The sequence below is a fragment of the Pseudomonas sp. P5_109 genome, assembly GCF_034009455.1.
Taxonomy (GTDB): domain Bacteria; phylum Pseudomonadota; class Gammaproteobacteria; order Pseudomonadales; family Pseudomonadaceae; genus Aquipseudomonas.
The window spans coordinates 859,768-883,628 of the sequence record NZ_CP125380.1 but is presented as its reverse complement, the minus strand read 5'-3'; the positions used below and the strand labels follow the sequence as shown (position 1 = coordinate 883,628).

Below are 23,861 nucleotides of genomic sequence, written 5' to 3'. Positions count from 1 at the left end.
AAGCCGTCTTGTTCAATCTCTGACTTGAGGGGGCCACCGGCATCGGGACCGCCCTCAAGCCTTGCTACATCAAGGCGAGCGATCAGCGTCGCTTGGCCATCTCGTTGATGAAGCGATCGAACAATGGCGCTACGTCGTTCGGGCCAGGGCTGGCTTCCGGGTGACCCTGGAAGCTGAAGGCGCTCTTGTCGGTACGCTCGATACCTTGCAGGGTGCCGTCGAACAGCGATTTGTGAATCGCGCGGACGTTGGCTGGCAGGGTCGCTTCGTCTACCGCAAAACCGTGGTTCTGGCTGGTGATCATCACCACACCGCTGTCCAGGTCCTGGACCGGGTGGTTGGCACCGTGGTGGCCATGGCCCATTTTCAGGGTCTTGGCGCCGGAGGCCAGGGCCAGCAGCTGGTGACCGAGGCAGATACCGAAGACCGGGATCTCGGTTTCCAGCACGTCCTTGATCGCCTGGATCGCGTAGTCGCAAGGCTCCGGATCACCAGGGCCGTTGGACAGGAACACGCCGTCCGGCTTCAGGGCCAGTACGTCGGCAGCAGGGGTTTGCGCCGGCACGACGGTCACGCGGCAACCGCGCTCGACCAGCATGCGCAGGATGTTCACCTTGACGCCGTAGTCGTAGGCAACCACGTGGTATGGCAGCTCGGAGGCGTCGATGGTCGCGTGGCTGTCGGTTTTCAGATCCCAGACGGTCGAGCGCCACTCGTACTTCTCTGTGGTGCTGACGACCTTTGCCAGGTCCATGCCCTTGAGGCCAGGGAAACCCTGGGCGGCGGCGATGGCGGCTGCTTCGGAAATGTTGTCACCGGCCATGATGCAGCCGTTCTGCGCGCCTTTTTCACGCAGGATGCGTGTCAGGCGGCGGGTGTCGATACCGGCGATGGCCACAACGTTGTTGGCCTTCAGGTAGTCGGACAGGGACATCGTGTTACGCCAGTTGCTCGCAACCAGTGGCAGGTCACGGATGACCAGGCCGGCAGACCAGACGCGGTTGGACTCGGCGTCTTCCGGCGTGGTGCCGGTGTTGCCGATGTGCGGGTAAGTCAGGGTAACGATCTGTTGGGCGTAGGAAGGATCGGTAAGGATTTCCTGATAGCCGGTCATTGCGGTGTTGAACACCACCTCACCAACGGTCTGACCGTCGGCTCCAATGGCTTCGCCGCGAAAAATGCTGCCATCAGCAAGGGCGAGTATGGCTGGCTTAGTCAAGAAGACCTCCCGTAAATAAAGCCTGAAAGGGCGATCGCAGGTTGTAAAAAAGCGGAGTGACGTATGGACACGTCACCCCGCTTCTTCACTGAATTATTCTGCGCGCTTTTAGTGGACACACTAAAGCTGTAGCTTACAGAAAAAGGCCTTTTTGGTCTACCGCCAATGAGCCTTAAAGGCTGGAGAATGCGACAGGACGTCGCTTGGCGGAACAAAACCGGGCTCAAACGCTGTGCGCGAGCCCGATTTCGGGTGCATCTTAACGCAGATCGAGCACGTCTTGCATGTCGTAAAGGCCAGGCTCGCGCCCCTCCAGCCACAACGCAGCACGTACCGCGCCCTTGGCGAAGGTCATGCGACTGGACGCCTTGTGAGTGATCTCGACACGCTCGCCATCGGCGGCGAACAGCACGGTGTGGTCACCAACGATGTCACCGGCACGCACCGTGGCGAAACCAATGGTCTCGCGATCACGAGCGCCGGTCTGGCCCTCACGGCCATACACCGCCACCTTCTTCAGATCACGGCCCAGCGCATCGGCAATCACTTCACCCATGCGCACGGCAGTGCCGGACGGCGCATCGACCTTATGCCGATGGTGAGCTTCGGTGATTTCGATATCGACATCGTCGCCCAACACTCGAGCGGCCGTGTCGAGCAACTTCAGGCACAGGTTGACGCCGACACTGAAGTTGGCCGCGAAGACAATCGGAATGTCCTTGCCCGCTTCCGCCAGCAGCTGCTTTTCTTCAACGCTGAAACCGGTGGTACCGATGATCATCGCCTTGCCGTGCTTACGGCAGAAAGCCAGGTTCTTCAGGGTCACCGTCGGGTGCGTGAAGTCGATCAGCACGTCGAACTCGTCGACCACCCGAGCCAGATCACCAGACAGAGGCACGCCGATACGACCCAGCGCTGCCAACTCACCGGCATCCGCGCCGACCAGCGTGCTGTCGGGACGATCCACCGCCGCCGTCAGACCGGCGCCCGGGGTTTGCTGCACCGCTTCAATCAGGGTCTTGCCCATGCGCCCGGCGGCGCCCATCACTGCAATACGTCGCATGCCCGTCTCCTTACAAATCGCCGAAGAAGCGCTTCACGCCTTCGAACCAACCGGTGGTTTTTGGCGAATGGCTGTTGTCGTCCGCCAGGGAGCTACGGAACTCCTCGAGCATTTCACGCTGGCGACGGCTCAAGTTGACCGGCGTCTCGACCGCCACACGGCACATCAAGTCACCCGCACCACCGCCACGCACCGGTGCAACGCCCTTGCCGCGAACGCGGAACTGCTTGCCGGTCTGGGTCCCCTCAGGGATCTTCAGCTTGACCCGGCCATCAAGGGTCGGGATCTCCAACTCGCCACCCAACGCCGCATCGACGAAGCTGATCGGCACTTCGCAGAACAGGTGCTTGCCGTCGCGCTGGAAAATCGAGTGCTCGCGCACGTTGATCACCACGTAGAGGTCGCCAGTCGGGCCACCCTGGGCACCCGCCTCGCCTTCGCCGGACAGACGAATGCGATCACCGGTATCGACACCGGCCGGCACTTTCACCGACAGGGTCTTGTACTCTTCGACACGACCTTCGCCGTGGCAGGAATCGCACGGATCGGAAATGATCTTGCCTTGGCCATGGCAGCGCGGGCAGGTCTGCTGCACCGAGAAGAAGCCCTGCTGCATGCGCACCTGACCGATACCGCCGCAAGTCGGGCAAGTCACCGGAGCAGAACCTTTCTTGGCACCGGAGCCGTCGCAAGGCTTGCAGTTGACCAGCGTCGGAACGCGGATATTCACGGTCGTGCCGCGTACCGCTTCTTCCAGGTCCAGTTCCAGCGTGTAGCGCAAATCGCTGCCGCGCTGAGCGCCGCCACGGGAACCGCCGCGACCGCCACCGAAGAAATCGCTGAAGACATCGCCAAAGATGTCGGAGAAGTTCTGGCCGCCGAAACCGGCACCGCCACCACCCATGCTCGGGTCGACACCGGCATGACCGTACTGGTCGTACGCCGCGCGCTTGCTGGAATCGGACAGCACTTCGTAGGCCTCGTTGGCCTCCTTGAACATCTCTTCCGACGCCTTGTCATCGGGATTACGGTCCGGGTGGTGCTTCATCGCCAGGCGACGGTAGGCCTTTTTCAGGTCCGCCTCGCTTGTGCCTCGCTCAACACCCAATACTTCGTAATAGTCACGCTTTGCCATAAGTCTTTGCACTCTTGAGGACGTCCGGCAAAACCCTCCTGAGTTTGCCGAACTCGCTGAGCCCCAATACAGGCCCGGACCCAACTCACGTCAATTCAACGATCCTGGTCTTTGTTTCAAATTGGCACTTACAGCTCGGAAAGCAGGAGCATTCCCGGCCATGCCAGCAGCACGCGAACACTGTCGCATGCTGTAAAAATTCGCGTATTCCAGATACGCCAACGCGGGAGCAAGCTCCCGCGCGGCGACATCCTACCAGTCACCGCCTAAAGGCAGTCAACCGGCCGACCAACAACTTACTTGTGGTCTTTGACTTCTTCGAACTCGGCATCGACAACGTCGTCAGCCTTTTCAGCCGATTCGCCCTGCGGTGCAGCGCCTTCAGCAGGCTGAGCCTGTTCGGCGTACATCTTCTGCGCCACTGGAGCGGAGACTTTCGACAGCTCTTCAACCTTGGCGTCGATAACAGCCTTGTCGTCGCCTTTAACGGCGGCTTCCAGGGCAACTACGGCAGCTTCGATTGCAGTCTTCTCTTCAGCGCTCACCTTGTCGCCAGCATCGGCAACCATTTTGCGCGTCGAGTGAACCAGTGCGTCACCCTGGTTGCGGGCAGCGGCCAGCTCTTCGAACTTGCGGTCTTCCTCGGCATTCGCCTCGGCATCACGCACCATGCGCTCGATCTCTTCGTCGGACAGGCCGGAGTTGGCCTTGATCACGATCGACTGAGTCTTGCCGGTAGCCTTGTCCTTCGCACCTACGTGCAGGATGCCGTTGGCGTCGATGTCGAAGGTCACTTCGATTTGTGGCACGCCACGTGGTGCTGGTGGAATCTCGGCCAGGTCGAACTTGCCCAGGGACTTGTTCTGTGCGGCTTGCTTACGCTCGCCTTGCAGCACGTGGATGGTCACGGCGCCCTGGTTGTCGTCGGCAGTCGAGAACACTTGCGATTTCTTGGTAGGAATCGTGGTGTTTTTCTCGATCAGCGCGGTCATCACGCCACCCATGGTTTCGATACCCAGGGTCAGCGGGCTGACGTCGAGCAGCAGAACGTCTTTCACGTCACCGGCCAATACCGCGCCCTGGATAGCAGCACCCATGGCAACTGCTTCGTCCGGGTTGACGTCCTTACGAGCTTCTTTGCCGAAGAACTCGGTTACCAGCTTCTGAACCAGTGGCATACGGGTCTGACCGCCTACCAGGATCACGTCGTTGATCGCGCCAACGTCGATGCCGGAGTCTTTCAGAGCGATGCGGCAAGGTTCGATGGTGCGCTGAACCAGGTCTTCAACCAGCGCTTCGAGCTTGGCGCGGGAGATTTTCACGTTCAAGTGCTTAGGACCGGTGGCGTCTGCAGTGATGTACGGCAGGTTCACGTCGGTCGACTGAGCGGAAGACAGCTCGATCTTGGCTTTTTCAGCGGCTTCTTTCAGGCGCTGCATGGCCAGCGGGTCACCCTTGAGGTTCATGCCGCTTTCTTTCTTGAACTCGTCGACGAGGTAGTCGATCAGACGAATGTCAAAGTCTTCACCGCCCAGGAACGTGTCACCGTTGGTGGCCAGTACTTCGAACTGGTGCTCGCCATCGACTTCGGCGATTTCGATCACGGAAACGTCGAAAGTACCACCGCCCAAGTCGTAAACGATCACGGTGTGATCGCCCTTGGCCTTGTCCATGCCGTAAGCCAGAGCGGCTGCGGTTGGTTCGTTGATGATACGTTTCACGTCCAGGCCAGCGATGCGGCCGGCGTCTTTGGTCGCCTGACGCTGGCTGTCGTTGAAGTAGGCCGGAACGGTGATCACCGCTTCAGTCACGGTCTCGCCGAGGTAATCTTCGGCGGTCTTCTTCATTTTCTTGAGGATTTCAGCCGAGATTTGTGGCGGCGCCATTTTCTGGCCGTTCACTTCAACCCAGGCGTCGCTGTTGTCAGCCTTGACGATCTTGTAAGGGACCATCTGGATGTCTTTCTGCACGACTTCTTCGTCGAAGCGACGACCGATCAGACGCTTCACCGCATACAGGGTGTTATGCGGATTGGTCACAGCCTGACGCTTGGCCGACTGGCCAACCAGGATTTCGCCATCGTTGGCGTAAGCGATGATCGACGGCGTGGTACGCGCGCCTTCAGCGTTTTCAATAACTTTTGCCTTGCCGTTTTCCAGCACGGAGACGCAGGAGTTGGTAGTCCCCAGGTCGATACCGATAATTTTGCCCATGTTCACTCTCCCGAAACTTTGGATTTGGTTGCCGCAGCAGTGGTGGCTAACTGCGGTAGCACTTAAACGCTTGACTTATAAATGGGGGCCTTGCGGCGGATTTCAAGCCTGCTCGTCAATCGAAGGCGAAACCGGCGCAGGCGCCTTGCTGACCACGACCATCGCCGGGCGCAGCAGGCGACCATTGAGCTGATAGCCCTTCTGGAACACCTTAAGAACGCTGTTCGGCTCGACGTCGGCGCTTTCCTGCATGGCCATTGCCTGATGGTGAACGGCGTTGAACGGTTCGCCATGCGGATCGATCGCTTCAAGCTGATAACGCTTGAGAGTGTCGTGGAACATTTTCAGGGTCAGCTCGATGCCTTCGCGCATCGGACGAATGCTTTCGTCGTCCGGGCTGGACAGTTCCAGGCCGCGCTCCAGGCTGTCGACGATCGGCAGCAGGTCGCTGGCGAACTTTTCCAGCGCGAACTTGTGAGCTTTCTCTACATCCTGCTCGGCGCGACGGCGGACGTTCTGCAGATCGGCAGCTACACGCAAAGCCTGATCCTGAGCGCCTGCCAGTTGCTCTTCGAGCACTTGTACACGAGCCGCCAGGTCATCACCCGATGCCTCGGGCGCCTGGTTGGCGTCTGGGTTTTGCGTATCCACTGTCTGTTCGTCAGCCATAGATTTCTCCTTTCAATTTCGTCCGCGAGCTCAACTCGCGCTTCTGCCCAGCTATATGGGGCCGCAAAATCCGGCTTCAAGGGGCGCCGATGATTAACCCTACAAAAAACAACTGCATTGTCATTCCCGGTCGCGATAAGGCTTTCGTCGGACCGAGCGAATCGAGCTAACAAGGGGCATTGTCAGCCAGAAACAAAACACTGTATAAATAACCAGACCTAACACCTGGGAGCGGCCCATATGCTGGTGCACCTGTCCGTACACAACTACGCCATCGTTGAACATCTCGATCTCGAACTCGATCGCGGGATGAGCGTGATCACCGGGGAAACCGGCGCGGGCAAGTCGATCATGCTCGACGCGCTGGGCCTGACCCTGGGCGATCGCGCCGATAGCGGCGTGGTCCGCCCCGGCGCCGACAAGGCCGACATCCTGGCCACCTTCGATCTGGCCGATATTCCGGAAGCCAGCACCTGGCTGGCTGAACGCGACCTCGAAAGCGACGGCCCGTGCATTCTGCGCCGCGTGATTACATCGGAAGGACGCTCGCGGGGCTATATCAACGGCACGCCCTGCCCGCTTGGCGACCTCAAGGCGCTGGGCGAGTTGCTGATCGACATTCACAGCCAGCACGAACACCAATCCCTGCTCAAGACCGATACCCACCGTCGCCTGCTGGACGAATATGCTGGCGCGACGGACCTTGCCCGCCAGGTTCAACTGGCCGCCCAGCGCTGGCGCCAGACCCGCCAGGAACTGGATCGACTCTCCAATTCAGGCGATGAGCAGCGTGCCCGCCATCAGTTGCTCAGCTATCAACTCGAAGAGCTGGAAAACCTGGGCCTTGGTGACAATGAACTTGAGCAGCTTGAGCAGGAACACAAGAACCTGACCAACGCAGAAACCCTGCTGGGTATCTGCCGGCAGGTCGTAGAACAGTGCAGCGAAAGTGATTCCGGCAATGTACTGAACGCACTCACTGCAAGCCTCAACCGCTTGTCCAGTGTGAATAATTCGATCGGCGCTCTCGGCGAGGCCAGCAGCCTGCTGACCAGTGCGCAGATCCTGGTTGAAGAAGCCGTCGGCGAGTTGAACCGCTTTCTCGACAACTTCGACGCCGATCCGGCGCGCCTTCAATACCTTGAGGAACGGCTCGATGCGATCTATACGATGGCCCGCAAGCACCGCATCCAGCCGACCGAAGTTGCCGAGATGCAACAGAAACTGCTGGATGAAATCGAAACCCTGAACGCTAACGACGAATCCATCGAGCGCCTGAGCGATGAGCTGGCCTCATACGCTCGGCATTACCAGGAAAAGGCTCGCGAACTGAGTGATCTGCGCCACCAAGCCTCGAACAGCCTGGCCAGCGCCGTGGAACAGGAAATCCAGCGCCTGGGCATGCCCGGCGGGCGCTTCACCATCGAACTGCGCCCGAACAGCAGCGCCGAACTGCTACCAAATGGCCTGGAACAGGTAGAACTGCTGGTCAGCGCCAACCCTGGCCAGCCGCTGAAGGCCCTGGCGAAAGTGGCGTCCGGCGGCGAACTGTCGCGGATCAGCCTGGCGATTCAGGTGATCACCGCACAGACCTCCCGCGTACCGACCCTGGTGTTCGACGAAGTCGACGTCGGCATCGGCGGCCCGACAGCAGAAATCGTCGGCCAGTTACTGCGCAGGCTCGGCGAGCGCGGGCAGGTGCTGACCGTGACCCACTTGCCGCAAGTGGCAGCGCAAGGTCATCAGCATCTGTTTGTGCATAAAGTGCGTGGCGAAGATGCCACTCGCACGGCCGTTTCCAAACTGAGCAAAAACGACCGCGTCGAAGAGGTCGCACGAATGCTGGGGGGCATCGATCTCACCAAGGAGTCCCTGGCTCACGCGAAAAAAATGGTGGTTGCCGCAAAAGCTTGAATAACGGCAGAAAGCACGAAGGCGACCCTGGGGTCGCCTTCGCTCGTTTCGCGAACGGATGTTCGCGCGACATGCTTACTTTTTCTTGCGCACGTACAGCACCAGATTGTGATCAACCATCTCGAAGCCATACTTGTCGACGATTGCTTTCTGAAGCCGCTCGATTTCTTCGTCGAAGAATTCGATCACTTCGCTGGTTTCGACGTTGACCATATGGTCGTGATGCTTTCCGTCGTCCAGTTCGAAGACCGCATGGCCTCCGTCGAAGTTGTGCCGCACCACAAGGCCAGCTGCCTCGAACTGGGTCAGAACACGGTAAACCGTGGCCAGACCGACGTCCTCACCAGCCTCCATAAGGGCCTTGTAGACATCCTCGGCACTCATGTGGCGTTGCTCGGCGGAATCGAGCATTTGCAGAATTTTGACCCGTGGCAGGGTCACTTTGAGGCCGGCTTTGCGTAGTTCGCTATTTTCAACCATGGTCAGCTTTCTCGCGATGCTGCTTCGCAGCTTCTCTTAATGCGGGTATGATCGGCGTTTACGTTGTCCCAGCCAAGATAGTGGAAGTCGCCCACCGATGCAAAACACCAAGCTCTTGCTAACCAGTTTCACCTTTGTGGGACTGCTCGCACTCGCCGGTTGTTCATTCCCCGGGGTTTACAAAATCGACATCCAGCAGGGCAATGTCGTCACGCAGGACATGATAGACCAGTTACGCCCGGGAATGACCCGTAAGCAAGTACGGTTTATCATGGGCAACCCTCTGCTGACTGACACGTTCCATGCCGATCGCTGGGATTATCTGTACAGCCTGCAACCAGGTGGCGGTGAACGCCAACAGGAACGCATTAGCGTTATCTTCAACCCAAATGATCAGCTTGTCAGCCTCTCTGGTGATTTCATGCCAGGCGTAAGCCGTGACGAAGCCATTCTTGGCAAGGATAGCGGCACGACAGTGGCTGCCCCGGCAGAAAACGTCGAGAAGCCAAAGCCGGAAAAACCGGTCAAGCCAGGCTCGTTGCTGGATCAGATCCAGAAGGACGTCGACGGTGTAGAAACCGTTCCGGTCCCGACGCCGCAACCGCTGGAAACTTCGCCGCAATAATTTGTGGCGCATTAAAAAGCCCGGCATGTCCGGGCTTTTTATTGTCTGGCGTTCAAGCCACTCACTGATTCCGCGCTTTGGCCTCGGCAGCCTTTGCCGCCCGCAGTCGGCGCACCTCTTTCGGATCGGCCAACAGGGGCCGGTAAATCTCGATACGATCCCCTGCCTGAACTGCCCGACTCTCTGGATCGGCGACAACCTTGCCGAAGATCCCCACGGCGCAATGGGTCAGATCCAGCTCCGGAAACTCCTCAGCCACGGCTGACCTGAGCAAGGCCGCCCGCACTGTCGTCCCGGCAGGCACCGTCACCGTCAGCAGTGCCTGACGGTCTACAGCCGCATAGACCACCTCGACGTCAATCATGACCTCAACCATGTATCTGCTTGGCGCGTTGGCAGAACGCATCCACCAGGGTATTGGCCGCCTGATTGAACAGCGGCCCCAAAGTGGCGCGAACCAGCGGCCCAGCGTAATCGAACGACAGATCAAGGCTGATCTTGCAGGCCTTGTCGGTCAGCGCCTTGAATACCCAGATGCCATGCAATTGGGTGAAAGGGCCCTCTTCGAGGTTCATTTCGATCGACTGCCCCGGAACCAGCGTGTTGCGCGTCACGAAATGCTGGCTGAGGCCCCCCTTCGCCACGCCGACGCTCGCCCGCATATGCTCAGGGGAGCTCTCCAGCACTTCGGCCGACGAGCACCACGGCAGAAACTCCGGATAACGCGCCACGTCGTTGACCAGGTCATACAGCGCTTGTGCCGGGTACGGCAGCAAAGCCGAACGTGAAATGTGTGTCGTCATGTCAGCGTCACTTCCACAGCTGGGCGGCAAACACTACAAGAATGCCGATGGGCGCCACATAGCGCATCAAGAACAAGGACAGGCCAAACAGCGCAGGGTTGCGGATCGACAGCTCGTCGCGCACCGCTTCACGCCCCATGATCCAGCCCGCAAACACCACGAAACACAAACCGCCAAGCGGCAACATGAGTCGCGAGGTGAAGAAATCGATCACGCCAAAGAAGTCGAGACCGCCGGTTGCTCCCCATTGGTAGAGGTGGAACACCCCGCCTTCGTTCACGAAGAACTTGGCCTCCTTCCAGATATTGAAGGAAAAAACCGTCCCCAGGCCGACAAACCAGCAACTGAAAGCCAACCAGAAGGTAACCCAGGCACGACTCACTTTAGTGCGCTCGACCAGGTAGGCCACCATCGGCTCAAGCAGGGAGATCGCCGAACTCCAGGCCGCCACCGCCACCAACACGAAGAACACCACGCCCATCAATTGGCCGAATGCCACGTTACCGAAGGCAAACGGCAGGCTGACGAACATCAACCCAGGCCCTTCGCTCGGATTCAGGCCTGCCGCGAAAACAATCGGAAACAATGCCAGGCCGGCCACCAGGGAAACGAAGGTATCGAGCAATGCTACGCCGACGACCGTCCCCGAAATCGACGAGCTCTTCGGCATGTAGGCGCCGTAGATCATGATCGAGCCGACGCCCACGCTCAGGGAAAAGAACGCGTGCCCCATTGCCGGCAACAAGCCGTCCAGGACCTTTTCCGGATGGAAGTCGAACATGAAATGCACGCCTTCCATGAAATGCCCGGTGGTCATGCTGTAGCCCAGCAGCACCAGGATCATCACAAACAGCAGCGGCATCATGATGCGCAGGCTGCGCTCGAGCCCGGCGACCACCCCCTTGGCAATTACCACCGCAGACAACAGCATGAAAATCGTGTGCCAAAGTGTCAGGCGCCATGGGTCGGCGATCACGTTGCCGAAGTAAGCCCCCACCTGATCCGGCGTTACCCCCTGGAAGTCGCCCCGCCCCATATCAATGATGTAATCCAGCGACCAGCCGCCCACCACACTGTAGAACGACAGTATCAGCAACGCCGTGATCATCCCGGCAAACGCACCCCAGGACCATTTGGCCGAGTGCCCTGCCTCGATCGCCAGTGTCTTCAAGGCATTCGCCGGACTCTGCCGGGCACGCCGGCCGATCAGGGTTTCGGCCAGCATGACCGGCACGCCGATCAGCGCGATGCAGGCCAGGAACATCAGCACGAAGGCACCGCCGCCATAGACGCCGACCATGTACGGGAATTTCCAGATACTACCCAGTCCCACGGCCGAACCGGTCGCGGCGAGTATGAAGACCCAGCGGCTAGCCCAACTGCCGTGGACAGAAACCTTGTCTGTCGACATCGTTATCACGCCCAAGCGTTCAAAAAAGAGGCCGCATTGTCCGGGATTCAATCAACCTGCTCAAGCACGTAGCAACCCCATAGCCGACTCTGTTGTAACTCCCTATAATGCCGCCCCTATGGCTAAACAGAAGAAACACCCAACAGGGACCATCGCGCAAAATAAAAAGGCGCGACACGATTACTTCATCGAACATCGGTTCGAGGCTGGTCTGGTCCTGGCCGGCTGGGAAGTAAAAAGCCTGCGGGCAAGCAAGCTGCAACTGGTTGACAGTTACGTGCTGCTCAAGGATGGCGAAGCCTGGCTGCTCGGCAGCCACATTACGCCCCTGACGACCGCCAGCACCCATGTCATCGCTGACCCGGTCCGCACCCGCAAGCTACTGCTCAACCGGCGCGAGCTGGAAAAGCTGTCCGCTGCCGTGCAGCAAAAGGGTTACGCCTGCGTGTGCCTGTCCTGGTACTGGAGCAAGCACATGGTCAAGTGCGAGATCGCACTGGGCAAGGGTAAGAAGGAATACGACAAGCGCGATACCGAGCGCGAACGCGATGCCGGTCGCGAATTGCAGCGAGCGGTGCGCAACAAGGGCAAGGAAGATTAATTCCACTCCTTGAAATCGCGATCGCCAGCAAGCCGGCTCCTACAGACCCCAGCCCGTCATGAATTCAACGGTGGGCCACAAACCTGTAGGAGCCGGCTTGCTGGCGATTGCGTTTGAACTGCCAACGCATGCACCCTGATTACATCCCCCTGCGCCGCTCCGCCCGGGCCATGCGCTGTACTTCCTGACGCACTTCTTCCAGCACCTCCTGCACATACAGAATGTGTCGACTGGAAACTTCCCGCGCCTGCTCTGCATGACCTTCGATAATCGCCTGATACAACTCCCGATGCTGCGTGATCAGCATGTCGCGGGTTTCAGTGCGCTGCTTGTACATGCCGCCGATGTTGGTCACCACGTTGCGCTTGAGCAGGTCGAACAGCCCGCGAATGGTGTGCAACAAAACGGCGTTATGACTGGCCTCGGCAATCGCCAGGTGAAATCTGGCGTCCGCCGCCCCCTCTTCGGCACGACTCACTTCTTCGTGACGCGAGTAACAGTCCTGTAATTCGTTGAATGCCGCGGTCAGCCGCTCGCGATCCACATCAGTGGCACGCAGCGCCGCGTAGTAGGCGCAGGACGCCTCCAGCGTATGGCGAAACTCCAGCAGATCGCGTTGCGCCTCGGGATTGCTTTCCAGCAACTGCAACAAGGGGTCACTGAAGGTCGTGCCCAGCGATTCCACCACATAGTTGCCGCCGCCCTGGCGACTGACCAGCAGGCCCTTGGCGGTCAGCTTCTGAATGGCTTCGCGCAACGAAGGGCGTGACACGCCAAATTGTTCGGCCAACGCGCGCTCGGCCGGCAAGCGCTCACCCGCTTTCAGCGTGCCCTCGAGGATCATGCCCTCAAGCTGCTCGACAATATCGTCAGACAGACGGCGCTGACGAATCTGATCAAACCCCATAACTCGATTACTCCACGACCCGACGGCTCGCCGGGGCTCTATTCTGGCCTATCGGCGCCGCGCCAGCACCTGCCACAGCGCATTGGGTCATACCAGGCAGACGACCTGCGCACTTTGCATTCGACAAAAGTTTTAGGGCGGCAAATTGACACACCGCCTACAAGGCTTTTACCCTAGCCAACAGCGATTGTAAATTGGTCTTACCAATTATCCAAGAACGCTGATCAGTGCCTGACCAACAACAATTAGGGGCCACCCCATATGCAAACCTGGCAACAGCTCTATACCCCGCTCGGCAGCCTCGGACTGTCCGCACTCGCAGCCGTCATCCCCATCGTGTTTTTCTTCCTGGCCCTGGCCGTGTTCCGTCTCAAAGGACATGTGGCCGGCAGCATCACCCTGGCTTTGTCGATCCTGGTGGCGATCTTCGCTTTCCAGATGCCGGTCGATATGGCATTCGCCGCCGCCGGGTATGGCTTCGCTTATGGCCTGTGGCCGATTGCCTGGATCATTGTGGCAGCGGTGTTCCTCTACAAACTGACGGTCAAGAGTGGCCAGTTTGAAGTCATCCGCAGTTCGGTCCTGTCGATCACCGATGACCAGCGCCTGCAGGTCCTGCTGATCGGCTTCTGCTTCGGTGCCTTCCTCGAAGGCGCGGCCGGTTTTGGCGCACCGGTGGCGATTACCGCGGCCCTGCTGGTAGGACTTGGCTTCAACCCGCTGTACGCCGCCGGCTTGTGCCTGATCGCCAACACCGCGCCGGTAGCCTTCGGCGCCCTGGGCATTCCGATCATCGTTGCCGGCCAGGTCACCGGCATCGACGCGTTCAAGATCGGCGCCATGACCGGTCGCCAACTGCCGCTGCTGTCGCTGTTCGTGCCGTTCTGGCTGGTGTTCATGATGGACGGCCTGCGCGGCGTGCGGGAAACCTGGCCGGCAGCCCTGGTGGCCGGCTTGAGCTTTGCCGTGACCCAGTACTTCACCTCGAACTTCATCGGTCCGGAACTGCCAGACATCACCTCGGCCCTGGCCAGCCTGATTTCCCTGACCCTGTTCCTGAAAGTCTGGCAACCGAAACGCGCCGCAGGCCAACACATTGCCGGCGCCGTCTCGGCCTCCGTGGTGAGCGCCAGCGTCGGTGGTTTCGGCCAGAAGCGCACTACCATGGCTTCGCCCTACAGCCTTGGGGAAATTTTCAAGGCCTGGTCGCCGTTTTTGATTCTCACCGTACTGGTCACCATCTGGACCCTGAAACCGTTCAAGGCCATGTTCGCCGCCGGCGGTTCGATGTACAGCTTCGTGTTCAACTTTGCGATCCCGCATCTTGATCAAATGGTGATCAAGGTCGCACCGATCGTGGCTACGCCAACCGCCATTCCAGCGGTGTTCAAACTGGACCCGATTTCCGCCACCGGCACTGCGATTTTCTTCTCGGCGCTGATCTCGATGCTGGTGCTCAAGGTCACCTTAAAAACTGGTCTGACCACTTTTAAAGAGACCTTCTACGAACTGCGCTGGCCGATCCTGTCCATCGGCATGGTGCTGGCGTTTGCCTTCGTGACCAACTACTCGGGCATGTCCTCAACCATGGCCCTGGTACTGGCGGCGACGGGGGCGGCGTTCCCGTTCTTCTCGCCGTTCCTCGGCTGGCTGGGCGTGTTCCTCACCGGCTCCGATACTTCGTCCAACGCCCTGTTCAGTTCGCTGCAAGCGACCACCGCACACCAAATCGGTGTCAACGACACCTTGCTGGTGGCAGCCAATACCAGCGGCGGCGTGACCGGCAAGATGATCTCGCCACAATCGATCGCTGTGGCCTGCGCCGCGACAGGCCTGGTGGGCAAGGAATCGGATCTGTTCCGCTTCACCCTCAAGCACAGCCTATTCTTTGCAACGATTGTCGGCTTGATCACGTTGGCCCAGGCCTACTGGTTCACCGGCATGCTGGTCCACTAAGGACTACAGGCAAAACGGTAAAAACCGACACCGGGCCACGCCCCCGGCGTCCGCAATCCACACCCCGGTCTGTAAGGCTGCTGAAAGCTTCCGGCTCTATATTCAGCGGCCTCAACAGACGAATAACCGGGACCACCCGGAGACACGCCTGATGAGCGAGCTTTTTTACAACGCTGTGCCGAATGCGACCCGTGTCGCCCCGCCACTGCCCGAGCCTCGGCAATACCCCAGCGAGAAACCGTCACGGGTCTACCTGTTCGGGACCTGCGTGGTCGATTTGTTCTACCCCGAAGCCGGGATGGACGCGATCCACCTGCTTGAGCGCGAAGGCATTCGTGTCGAGTACCCGCAAGGGCAAAGCTGCTGCGGCCAACCGGCCTACACCTCGGGTTACACCGAACAGGCGCGGACCGTGGCGCGCTCGCAACTGGCGTTGTTTGCCGGAGATTATCCGGTGGTGGTGCCGTCGGGCTCTTGTGCCGGGATGTTGCGCGAGCACTATGCCGACTTGTTCAAGGACGAGCCGCAGACGTTGAAACAGGTTCAGGCGCTGGCTGCCAGAACCTTTGAGCTGGCCGAGTTCCTGTTGTTTGTCTGCAAGGTGCAGCTCAAGGACAGCGGCGCGCCGGTGAAAGTGGCGTTGCACACTTCGTGTTCGGCACGCCGCGAAATGAATACCCACCTGCACGGCCGCGAGTTGTTGTCGCAGTTGAGCAATGTGGAGCGGGTCAATCACGATCACGAAAGTGAGTGCTGTGGCTTTGGCGGAACATTCAGCGTCCGTATGCCAGACATTTCCGGCGCGATGGTGGCTGACAAGACCCGGGCATTGAAGGAATCCGGCGCGCACAAGGTGTTGAGTGCCGACTGCGGCTGTTTGATGAACATCAACGGCTCCCTGGAAAAACAGCAGGAAGCGTTGCGCGGTCAGCATCTGGCCAGCTTCCTCTGGCAGCGTACCGGAGGTGCCCGATGAGCACTTCCGCGATTATTCCTACGGTTGCCGTAGAAGAAGATTTCCGCACCCGCGCCCACAACGCGCTGGGTGACGCGCAATTGCGAGGCAACTTTCGCAAGGCGATGGATTCACTGATGAGCAAACGGGCAGCGGCGTTCAGCGATGCCCATGAAAGAGAACATTTGCGCGCGCTGGGCAATGCCGTCCGCGCCCGAGCGTTATCCAAGTTGCCCGACCTGCTCGAGCAACTTGAACAGAACCTGACCCGCAATGGTGTGACAGTGCACTGGGCGGAAACGGTGGACGAAGCCAATGGCATCGTCCTTTCGATCATCCGCGCTCACGAGGGGCGGCAAGTGATCAAGGGCAAATCGATGGTCAGCGAAGAAATGGAGATGAACCATTTCCTCGCTGAACAGGGCATTGAATGCCTGGAATCGGACATGGGCGAGTACATCGTCCAGCTCGACCACGAGAAGCCTTCACACATAATCATGCCGGCAATCCACAAGAATGCCGGTCAGGTCGCGTCCTTGTTCCACGACAAACTTGGCGTGGAATACACCAAGGACGTAGACCAACTCATTCAAATCGGCCGCAGAGTCCTGCGGCAGAAATTCTTTGAAGCGGACATCGGCGTCTCCGGTGTCAACTTCGCCGTGGCCGAAACCGGCACCCTGCTGCTGGTGGAAAACGAAGGCAACGGCCGCATGACGACCACCGTACCGCCCGTGCACATCGCCGTCACCGGTATAGAAAAAGTCGTGGAAAACCTGCGCGACGTGGTGCCGCTGTTGTCGCTGCTGACCCGCTCGGCCCTGGGCATTCCGATCACCACCTACGTCAACATGATCTCGGGCCCGCGCAAGGAACATGAACTCGACGGCCCTCAAGAAGTGCACCTGGTATTGCTCGACAACGGTCGCAGCCAGGCCTTTGCCGACAGCGAATTGCGCCAGACCCTGAACTGCATCCGCTGCGGCGCCTGTATGAATCATTGCCCGGTCTACACCCGAATCGGCGGCCATGCCTATGGGGAGGTTTACCCCGGCCCTATCGGAAAAATCATCACCCCGCACATGGTCGGCCTGGCGAAAGTTCCGGATCATCCGAGCGCCTCTTCGCTGTGCGGTGCCTGCGGTGAAGTCTGCCCGGTGAAAATCCCGATCCCTGCTCTGTTGCGGCGCCTGCGGGAAGAAAACGTCAAGGCCCCCGACAGCCCCCATCAAGTGATGCGCGGCCAGGGCAGCAAGTATTCGCGCAAGGAACGATTCATCTGGAACGCCTGGGCGAAGCTCAACAGTTCGCCGACGCTGTATCGCCTGTTCGGTTTCTTCGCCACCCGCTTGCGCGCCCTCACACCGAGTAATGTCGGCCCGTGGACGCAAAACCATAGCGCACCGAAACCCGCCGCCCGCTCACTGCATGACATGGCCCGCGAGCATTTGGCCAAACAGGGAGATCGTTGATGAGCGCCAAGCAAAACATCCTCGCCAAACTGCGTAAAAGTCTGACAGGCACCACACCGGTAGCCGACAACTTTGATGTCGATCTGGTGACCCAGCCTTACACCTACGCACCTGAACAACGCATTGCGCAACTGCGCAAACTGATGGAAGCGGTGCACACGGAAATCCATCTGACGTCCGGCGAAGAATGGACGGTGCTGCTGGCGCAATTACTGCGCGACCGCCAGTTGCCCAGTCTGTTGATCGCACCGACAACGCCCCACGGTCAACGCATCACACAGCACTGGGCGAATAATCCCGGCCTGCCAACGCTCAAAGCCTACGACCGCCCGGTTGAAGAATGGAAAGCCGAGCTGTTCAACGACACCCCGGCGAGTCTGACTACCACTCTCGGTGCCATCGCTGCGACGGGTAGCCTGATCATGTGGCCGACGCGAGAAGAGCCACGCTTGATGAGCCTCGTACCACCGGTGCATTTCGCCCTGCTCAAGGCCAGCGAAATCCGCGACAACTTCTATCAGGTGCAACAGGAGTTCGAATGGGCCCAGGGCATGCCGACCAACGCGTTGCTGGTGTCCGGCCCGTCGAAGACCGCCGACATCGAGCAAGTGCTGGCGTACGGCGCCCACGGTCCGAAAGACCTGGTGGTGCTGATCCTGGAGGACCAATGAGTCTACCGGCCGCGTTCCTGCGTGATGCACAGCAACTGATTCCCCAAGAGCGACGCTTCGACGACCCGCTGTCGACCCTGGCGTTCGGCACCGATGCCAGTTTCTATCGCTTGATTCCGCAACTGGTGATCCGCGTCGAGTCCGAAGACGAAGTGGTGGCGCTACTGCAACTGGCGCAACGCGATCAAGTCCCGGTGACTTTCCGTGCCGCCGGCACCAGCCTCTCTGGTCAGGCCATCAGCGACTCGGTACTGATCGTGCTTGGGGATAACTGGAACGCACGCGAAATTCGCGGGCAAGGCACACAGATTCGCCTGCAACCGGGCGTGATCGGTGCCCAGGCCAACGCCTGGCTGGCACCGTTCGGACGCAAGATCGGCCCGGACCCGGCATCGATCAACGCCTGCAAGATCGGCGGTATCGTCGCCAACAATGCCAGCGGCATGTGCTGCGGCACCGCGCAAAACACCTATCACACCCTGGCCGGCATTCGTCTGGTGCTGGCCGATGGCAGCCGCCTCGATACTGAAGATGCCGCCAGTGTCGCGGCGTTTCGCCAAAGCCACGCCGCCCTGTTGGAACGCCTGGCGACCCTCGGGCGCGAGACCCGCGCCAACGCCGAACTGGCTGCGAGAATCCGCCACAAATACCGTCTGAAAAATACCACCGGCCTGTCGCTCAATGCCCTGGTGGATTTCGACGAGCCTGTGGATATCTTGAGCCACTTGCTGGTGGGCTCCGAGGGTACGCTCGGGTTCATCAGCGCGGTGACCTACGACACAGTGATCGACCACCCGAACAAGGCCTCGGCCCTGATTGTGTTCCCGGATGTCGAGACCTGCTGCAACGCGGTCACCGTGCTGAAAAGCCAACCGGTATCGGCCGTGGAACTGCTGGACCGCCGCAGCCTGCGCTCAGTGCAGGACAAACCCGGCATGCCGCCTTTCGTACAGCATCTGTCGAAGAATGCCTGCGCCCTGCTGATCGAATCCCGCGCCGCATCTTCCACCTTGCTCCAGGAACAACTGGCGCAGATCATGGCGTCGCTGAAGGCATTCCCGGTGGAGAAGCAGGTCGACTTCACCGAAGACCCGCAGGAAAACGCCCGTCTCTGGGCCATCCGCAAAGACACCTTCCCTGCCGTCGGTGCCGTGCGCAAGACCGGCACCACGGTGATCATCGAAGACGTCACCTTCCCGGTCGAACAACTGGCCATCGGCGTCAACCGCCTGATCGAGCTGTTCGACAAACATCACTACGACGAAGCGATCCTTTTCGGACACGCGCTGGAAGGCAATCTGCACTTCGTCTTCACCCAAGGCTTCAACAACCCGGAAGAAGTCGCACGCTATCAGGCGTTCATGGACGACGTGGCGCAACTGGTGGCTGTGGAGTTCGGCGGTTCGCTGAAAGCCGAACACGGCACCGGGCGCAACATGGCGCCGTTCGTCGAGCTGGAATGGGGTAGCGATGCCTATCAGTTGATGTGGCAACTCAAGCGCTTGCTGGATCCCAACGGCATTCTCAACCCGGATGTGGTGCTCAGCGAAGACCCACAGATCCACCTCAAGCACCTCAAGCCCTTGCCGGCCGCCGACGAGATTGTCGACAAGTGCATCGAATGCGGCTTCTGCGAACCGGTCTGCCCGTCGAAAGGCCTGACCCTGAGTCCGCGACAGCGCATCGTGATCTGGCGCGACATTCAGGCGAAGAAACGCGCCGGCATCGACACCACCGAACTCGAAACCGCTTACGAATACCAGGGCATCGACACCTGCGCCGCCACCGGCCTGTGCGCACAACGCTGCCCTGTAGGCATCAATACCGGCGAGCTGGTGAAAAAGCTGCGCGGTCGCAAGGCAACGCATACGAAAACCGCCAACTGGCTTGAAGGAAATTTCGCCACGGCGCTGCAAGGCGCGCGCTTCACCCTGCATGTAGCCAACGGCGCCCGGATGCTGCTGGGGGCACCGCGACTGGCAAAGCTTTCCGCAACCGTGAGCAAACTGTCCAAGGGGCAAATCCCGCAGTGGACCAACGCCATGCCCCAGCCTGAACGGCCGATTCGCTTCAGCCCGGCGATCACCGATGAGCGCCCGCGGGTGGTATACCTGGCCGCGTGCGTATCACGGGCCATGGGGCCGGCAGCAGGTGACAAGGAGCAAATGTCCCTGCACGACAAGACCCGAGGCCTGCTGGAAAAGGCCGGCTACCAGGTGGTTTTCCCGGACAACCTCGACAACCTGTGCTGCGGCCAGCCATTCGCGTCAAAAGGCTACGTCGAGCAAGCCGAGCACAAACGCCAGGAGTTGATTGGCGCCTTGCTGCACGCCAGTCGCGGCGGGCTGGATCCGATCTACTGCGACACCAGCCCGTGCACCTTGCGCCTGGTCCAGGACCTGAGTGAAAGCCGTCTGGACCTGTATGACCCGGTGCGCTTCATTCGCACACACTTGATGGATCGCCTCGACTTCACACCACAGCAAGCGCCGATTGCGGTGCACGTCACGTGCAGCACTCAACACCTTGGCGAAAGCCAGGCGCTGATCGATCTGGCGCGAAAATGCAGCAAAACCGTGGTCATTCCTGAAGGCATTCACTGCTGTGGCTTCGCCGGCGACAAGGGCTTCACCACGCCGCAGTTGAATGCCCACTCGCTGCGCACGCTCAAGGACGCGGTGCAACAATGCAGCGAAGGCATTTCCACCAGCCGCACCTGTGAGATCGGTCTGACGCAACATGGCGGCATTGACTACCACGGGCTAGTCTATCTGGTGGACCGCGTTACCCAGGCTAGGGTGCCCTGATAGCAGGATCTACAGGAAGGTGCATAGATGTACCTTCCTTAACGCTACATTCGGAATCGACAGCTCTACAGTAAAAAAACAGAACCCTGATGTGCCGCTGCAGTCCACTGATCAAGTCCCGCCAATGCGGGACCTTCCCAAAACTCGGTAGACCGATTTGATGGCCAGCAATGCCTGGTCCTTCAGTTCAAGGAGAAACACATGAATCGTTCTGTGCTGTTAGGTTTGTTCGTTGCTGCTTCCATCATGGCTTCCACTTCGTTTGCTGCAGAAGACCTTTGCGCGGTCAACCTGAAAACCATCGAAAACGGTAAGGCACAGATTCCTCCGGAAATGGCTGACCAGGTAAAGGCCTCCGTCGAACAAGCCAAAGTCGACCAGGCAAAAGGCACCACGGAAGGTACTAATGATTGCATTGCCGAGACCAACGACATCATCAAGGCCGTCACCGACTCGAAAAAAGGCGGGAAGTAACTCAGCTCAGGGCCAACCTTAGGGTTGGCCTTCTTGGCTCCGCAACCGGGAATTCAGAACCCGGCGGCGTCCAATACGAAGCAAACCAAAACCCGCCAATTGCGGGTTTTGTTGCATCCGGGGTCTGGAAATGTGTAACCGCGCACTGTGCGGCAGATTTCTAAAAAAACGAATTCTTGCGTTGAATCGGGGTCTTTGAAACATGCCCCATCAGTTCAAGGAGACATCCATGAAACGTACCGCACTCGCTGCTCTGTTCATTTCTGCAGCCATGTTGGCCTCTCCTGCATTTGCCGCGGACAACAACCTTTGCACGAGCAAGCTGCAAGAGCTCAAAGGCAAAGTGAACGCCCTGCCGGCGACCGCCGGAAACACCGCCATGGAGATCAAACGACTGATGTCCAGCGCCGAAGCCTCACAAGCCTCCGGAGACGACAAAAAATGCGTCACCGAGGCCACCCAGGCATTGGCACTCGCTGACAGACAGAGCAACGAAGCAAACCCATGATCTGTGGTGGCCAACCTTCGGGTTGGCCTTCTGGATCACGTTGACGTACACTGTGCAGGCTTGTTGCTCACTTGATTCACAGAGCACCAGGCTCGGGGCCGTTTTGGATTCGACGCCGGTTGCGAAACTTTAGGTGCATGCCGAGTTGGTAACAGAACTCGTAAATCCACTGTTGCAACTTTCTATAGTTGCCAATGACGAAACCTACGGGGAATACGCTCTCGCTGCGTAAGCAGCCTTAGCCCTTCCCTTCTGGTACCTTCGGGTCCAGCAATCATCAGGGGATGTCTGTAAACCCAAAGTGATTGTCATATAGAACAGAATCGCCGTGCAGTACGTTGTGGACGAAGCGGCTAAAACTTACACAACTCGCCCAATGCACCCTGCCCGTCGGGTCGCTGAGGGTTAACTTAATAGACACGGCTACGCATGTAGTACCGACAGCGGAGTACTGGCGGACGGGGGTTCAAATCCCCCCGGCTCCACCAAATGATCAAACAAAGACGTCCACGGACGTCTTTTTTTGTGCCTGTAATCCAGTGAAATCAAGGGTTTGTAGCTCTTTTGAGGGCCACAATGGTTTTTTGGGTTCCAGCCATCCCGGTATTCCCGGTGGTATTCCAGCCTACCTGCGACTAATCTTGGGAATACCAAAAGGTGTCATGGAGCTCCTCCCATGTGCGCTCAAACAGCTCGCCTCTCCGACCGCCAGCTCAAGGCGGTCAAGCCCAAAGACAAGGACTACGTCCTCACGGATGGCGACGGCCTCCAGCTCCGAGTCCGGGTCAACCGCTCGATGCAGTGGAATTTCAACTACAGGCATCCGGTCACCAAGAATCGAATCAACATGGCGCTCGGCTCCTATCCCGAGGTCTCTCTGGCGCAAGCTCGGCGGAAAGCGGTTGAGGCTAGGGAAGTACTTGCGCAGGGGATCGATCCCAAAGCTCAGCGCAATGATCTCGCGCAGGCCAAGCTAGCCGAGACGGAACATACGTTCGAGAAAGTAGCTAGCGCCTGGTTCGAGCTGAAAAAGGACTCGGTCACGCCGGCCTATGCCGAGGACATCTGGCGCTCACTCACGCTGCACGTTTTTCCGAGCATGAAATCGACTCCGATCTCGGAAGTCAGCGCACCGATGGTGATAAAGATTTTTCGGTCCATCGAAGCCAAAGGCAGCTTGGAAACCGTGAAGCGGCTTAGCCAGCGCCTCAACGAGATCATGACCTACGGGGTCAATTCGGGAATGATTTTCGCGAACCCGCTAAGCGGGATTCGGGCGGTATTCAAGAAACCGAAGAAAGAAAACATGGCGGCGCTACCACCCGAGGAGCTTCCTGAACTAATGCTGGAAATAGCGAACGCCAGTATCAAGCGCACTACCCGCTGTCTAATCGAATGGCAGTTGCACACCATGACTCGCCCAGCCGAGGCGGCGACTACTCGTTGGGCAGACATCGATTTTGAAAGGCGTGTCTGGACCATCCCGCCGGAGCGGATGAAGAAGCGCCGCCCGCACAGCATCCCGTTGAGCGATCAAGCCATGTCATTGCTGGAGATACTGAAGTCCCACAGTGGTCATCGGGAATACGTCTTCCCGGCAGACCGAAACCCTCGTACTCATGCCAATAGCCAGACCGCCAACATGGCGTTGAAACGCATGGGTTTCCAGGACCGCTTGGTCAGCCACGGCATGCGCTCGATGGCCAGCACCATATTGAATGAACATGGGTGGGACCCGGAACTCATCGAAGTGGCGTTGGCGCACGTCGACAAGGATGAGGTGCGCAGTGCCTACAACCGAGCCGACTACATCGAGCGACGGCGGCCGATGATGGCTTGGTGGAGCGATTACATTCTGAAGGCGTCGACCGGCAATCTCTCGGCCAGCGCGATGAATGTGGCTAGGGATCGGAACGTAGTACCCATCCGATAGGACGGCGACAACGGCGACACTGGCGACAGACCGCGTGCCATCTAC

The 23,861-nt window shown here is 59.2% G+C and carries 21 protein-coding genes and 1 other RNA gene; 12 read left to right on the top strand and 10 right to left on the bottom strand.

Annotation, left to right across the window (positions count from 1 at the left end):
• Positions 1-82: 82 nt before the first annotated feature.
• The 5 genes from carA to grpE all read right to left on the bottom strand — a co-directional run bounded on the left by carA (position 83) and on the right by grpE (position 6,299).
• Complete coding sequence (carA, locus tag QMK54_RS03770) at positions 83-1,219, bottom strand: glutamine-hydrolyzing carbamoyl-phosphate synthase small subunit (RefSeq protein ID WP_110657822.1); 1,137 nt, start codon at positions 1,217-1,219, stop codon at positions 83-85.
• A gap of 259 nt (positions 1,220-1,478) precedes the next feature.
• Positions 1,479-2,282: a 4-hydroxy-tetrahydrodipicolinate reductase gene (gene dapB, locus QMK54_RS03765; protein WP_110657820.1), complete on the bottom strand. Its 804-nt coding sequence runs from the start codon at positions 2,280-2,282 to the stop codon at positions 1,479-1,481.
• A gap of 10 nt (positions 2,283-2,292) precedes the next feature.
• Complete coding sequence (gene dnaJ, locus QMK54_RS03760) at positions 2,293-3,417, bottom strand: molecular chaperone DnaJ (RefSeq protein ID WP_110657818.1); 1,125 nt, start codon at positions 3,415-3,417, stop codon at positions 2,293-2,295.
• Positions 3,418-3,713: 296 nt separating this feature from the next.
• Positions 3,714-5,630, bottom strand: coding sequence for a molecular chaperone DnaK (gene dnaK / locus QMK54_RS03755; protein WP_110657816.1), 1,917 nt, complete (start codon positions 5,628-5,630; stop codon positions 3,714-3,716).
• A 102-nt stretch (positions 5,631-5,732) separates the two neighbouring features.
• Positions 5,733-6,299, bottom strand: coding sequence for a nucleotide exchange factor GrpE (grpE, locus tag QMK54_RS03750; protein ID WP_056728221.1), 567 nt, complete (start codon positions 6,297-6,299; stop codon positions 5,733-5,735).
• A gap of 240 nt (positions 6,300-6,539) precedes the next feature.
• Here grpE and recN point away from each other — a divergent pair, with 240 nt between their 5' ends.
• Complete coding sequence (gene recN / locus QMK54_RS03745) at positions 6,540-8,213, top strand: DNA repair protein RecN (protein ID WP_320402094.1); 1,674 nt, start codon at positions 6,540-6,542, stop codon at positions 8,211-8,213.
• Positions 8,214-8,288: 75 nt separating this feature from the next.
• Here recN and fur read toward each other — a convergent pair whose 3' ends face one another.
• Entirely contained in the window at positions 8,289-8,693 is a 405-nt protein-coding gene (gene fur / locus QMK54_RS03740; RefSeq protein ID WP_003197684.1) for a ferric iron uptake transcriptional regulator, read from the bottom strand.
• A gap of 97 nt (positions 8,694-8,790) precedes the next feature.
• On the opposite strand from fur, the gene QMK54_RS03735 reads away from it, so the two are divergent.
• A complete protein-coding gene (locus tag QMK54_RS03735) occupies positions 8,791-9,318 on the top strand; it encodes an outer membrane protein assembly factor BamE (protein WP_110657812.1) in 528 nt (175 codons plus the stop codon).
• A gap of 61 nt (positions 9,319-9,379) precedes the next feature.
• On the opposite strand, the gene QMK54_RS03730 is transcribed toward QMK54_RS03735, so the two are convergent.
• Genes QMK54_RS03730 through QMK54_RS03720 form a run of 3 tightly spaced genes read right to left on the bottom strand, consistent with a single transcriptional unit; the run spans position 9,380 to position 11,532 of the window.
• The gene (locus tag QMK54_RS03730) at positions 9,380-9,694 is read right to left on the bottom strand and encodes an RnfH family protein (RefSeq protein ID WP_110657810.1); all 315 of its coding nucleotides are present in this window, start codon (positions 9,692-9,694) and stop codon (positions 9,380-9,382) included.
• Positions 9,687-10,121, bottom strand: a complete 435-nt coding sequence (locus QMK54_RS03725; protein ID WP_046038689.1) for a type II toxin-antitoxin system RatA family toxin — start codon at positions 10,119-10,121, stop codon at positions 9,687-9,689. Before QMK54_RS03725 ends, QMK54_RS03730 begins: the two co-directional genes overlap by 8 nt.
• A gap of 7 nt (positions 10,122-10,128) precedes the next feature.
• The gene (locus tag QMK54_RS03720) at positions 10,129-11,532 is read right to left on the bottom strand and encodes a sodium-dependent transporter (RefSeq protein ID WP_320402093.1); all 1,404 of its coding nucleotides are present in this window, start codon (positions 11,530-11,532) and stop codon (positions 10,129-10,131) included.
• A 118-nt stretch (positions 11,533-11,650) separates the two neighbouring features.
• Here QMK54_RS03720 and smpB point away from each other — a divergent pair, with 118 nt between their 5' ends.
• Entirely contained in the window at positions 11,651-12,133 is a 483-nt protein-coding gene (gene smpB, locus QMK54_RS03715) for an SsrA-binding protein SmpB (protein ID WP_027619335.1), read from the top strand.
• A gap of 139 nt (positions 12,134-12,272) precedes the next feature.
• Here smpB and QMK54_RS03710 read toward each other — a convergent pair whose 3' ends face one another.
• Positions 12,273-13,040, bottom strand: a complete 768-nt coding sequence (locus QMK54_RS03710) for an FCD domain-containing protein (protein WP_110657593.1) — start codon at positions 13,038-13,040, stop codon at positions 12,273-12,275.
• A 261-nt stretch (positions 13,041-13,301) separates the two neighbouring features.
• Between QMK54_RS03710 and QMK54_RS03705 the strand changes: the two genes are divergently transcribed.
• From QMK54_RS03705 to QMK54_RS03665, 9 genes are all read left to right on the top strand, one after another.
• On the top strand, positions 13,302-14,996 hold the full coding sequence (locus tag QMK54_RS03705) for a lactate permease LctP family transporter (protein ID WP_320402092.1): 1,695 nt from the start codon (positions 13,302-13,304) through the stop codon (positions 14,994-14,996).
• Positions 14,997-15,147: 151 nt separating this feature from the next.
• Positions 15,148-15,972: a (Fe-S)-binding protein gene (locus tag QMK54_RS03700; protein WP_110657597.1), complete on the top strand. Its 825-nt coding sequence runs from the start codon at positions 15,148-15,150 to the stop codon at positions 15,970-15,972.
• Entirely contained in the window at positions 15,969-17,423 is a 1,455-nt protein-coding gene (locus tag QMK54_RS03695; RefSeq protein WP_320402091.1) for a LutB/LldF family L-lactate oxidation iron-sulfur protein, read from the top strand. The genes QMK54_RS03700 and QMK54_RS03695 overlap by 4 nt, the downstream gene beginning before the upstream one ends.
• Positions 17,423-18,094 (top strand): lactate utilization protein, encoded by a 672-nt coding sequence (locus QMK54_RS03690; protein ID WP_320402090.1) that lies wholly within the window; start codon positions 17,423-17,425, stop codon positions 18,092-18,094. The genes QMK54_RS03695 and QMK54_RS03690 overlap by 1 nt, the downstream gene beginning before the upstream one ends.
• Positions 18,091-20,901, top strand: coding sequence for an FAD-binding and (Fe-S)-binding domain-containing protein (locus QMK54_RS03685; protein WP_320402089.1), 2,811 nt, complete (start codon positions 18,091-18,093; stop codon positions 20,899-20,901). The genes QMK54_RS03690 and QMK54_RS03685 overlap by 4 nt, the downstream gene beginning before the upstream one ends.
• Before the next feature lie 201 nt (positions 20,902-21,102).
• Positions 21,103-21,375: a hypothetical protein gene (locus QMK54_RS03680; protein WP_223590032.1), complete on the top strand. Its 273-nt coding sequence runs from the start codon at positions 21,103-21,105 to the stop codon at positions 21,373-21,375.
• Positions 21,376-21,604: 229 nt separating this feature from the next.
• Positions 21,605-21,883, top strand: a complete 279-nt coding sequence (locus tag QMK54_RS03675) for a hypothetical protein (protein ID WP_223590028.1) — start codon at positions 21,605-21,607, stop codon at positions 21,881-21,883.
• A gap of 94 nt (positions 21,884-21,977) precedes the next feature.
• Positions 21,978-22,371: a transfer-messenger RNA gene (gene ssrA, locus QMK54_RS03670) on the top strand.
• A 188-nt stretch (positions 22,372-22,559) separates the two neighbouring features.
• Positions 22,560-23,816, top strand: a complete 1,257-nt coding sequence (locus tag QMK54_RS03665) for an integrase domain-containing protein (RefSeq protein WP_320402088.1) — start codon at positions 22,560-22,562, stop codon at positions 23,814-23,816.
• The last annotated feature ends 45 nt before the right edge of the window (positions 23,817-23,861 follow it).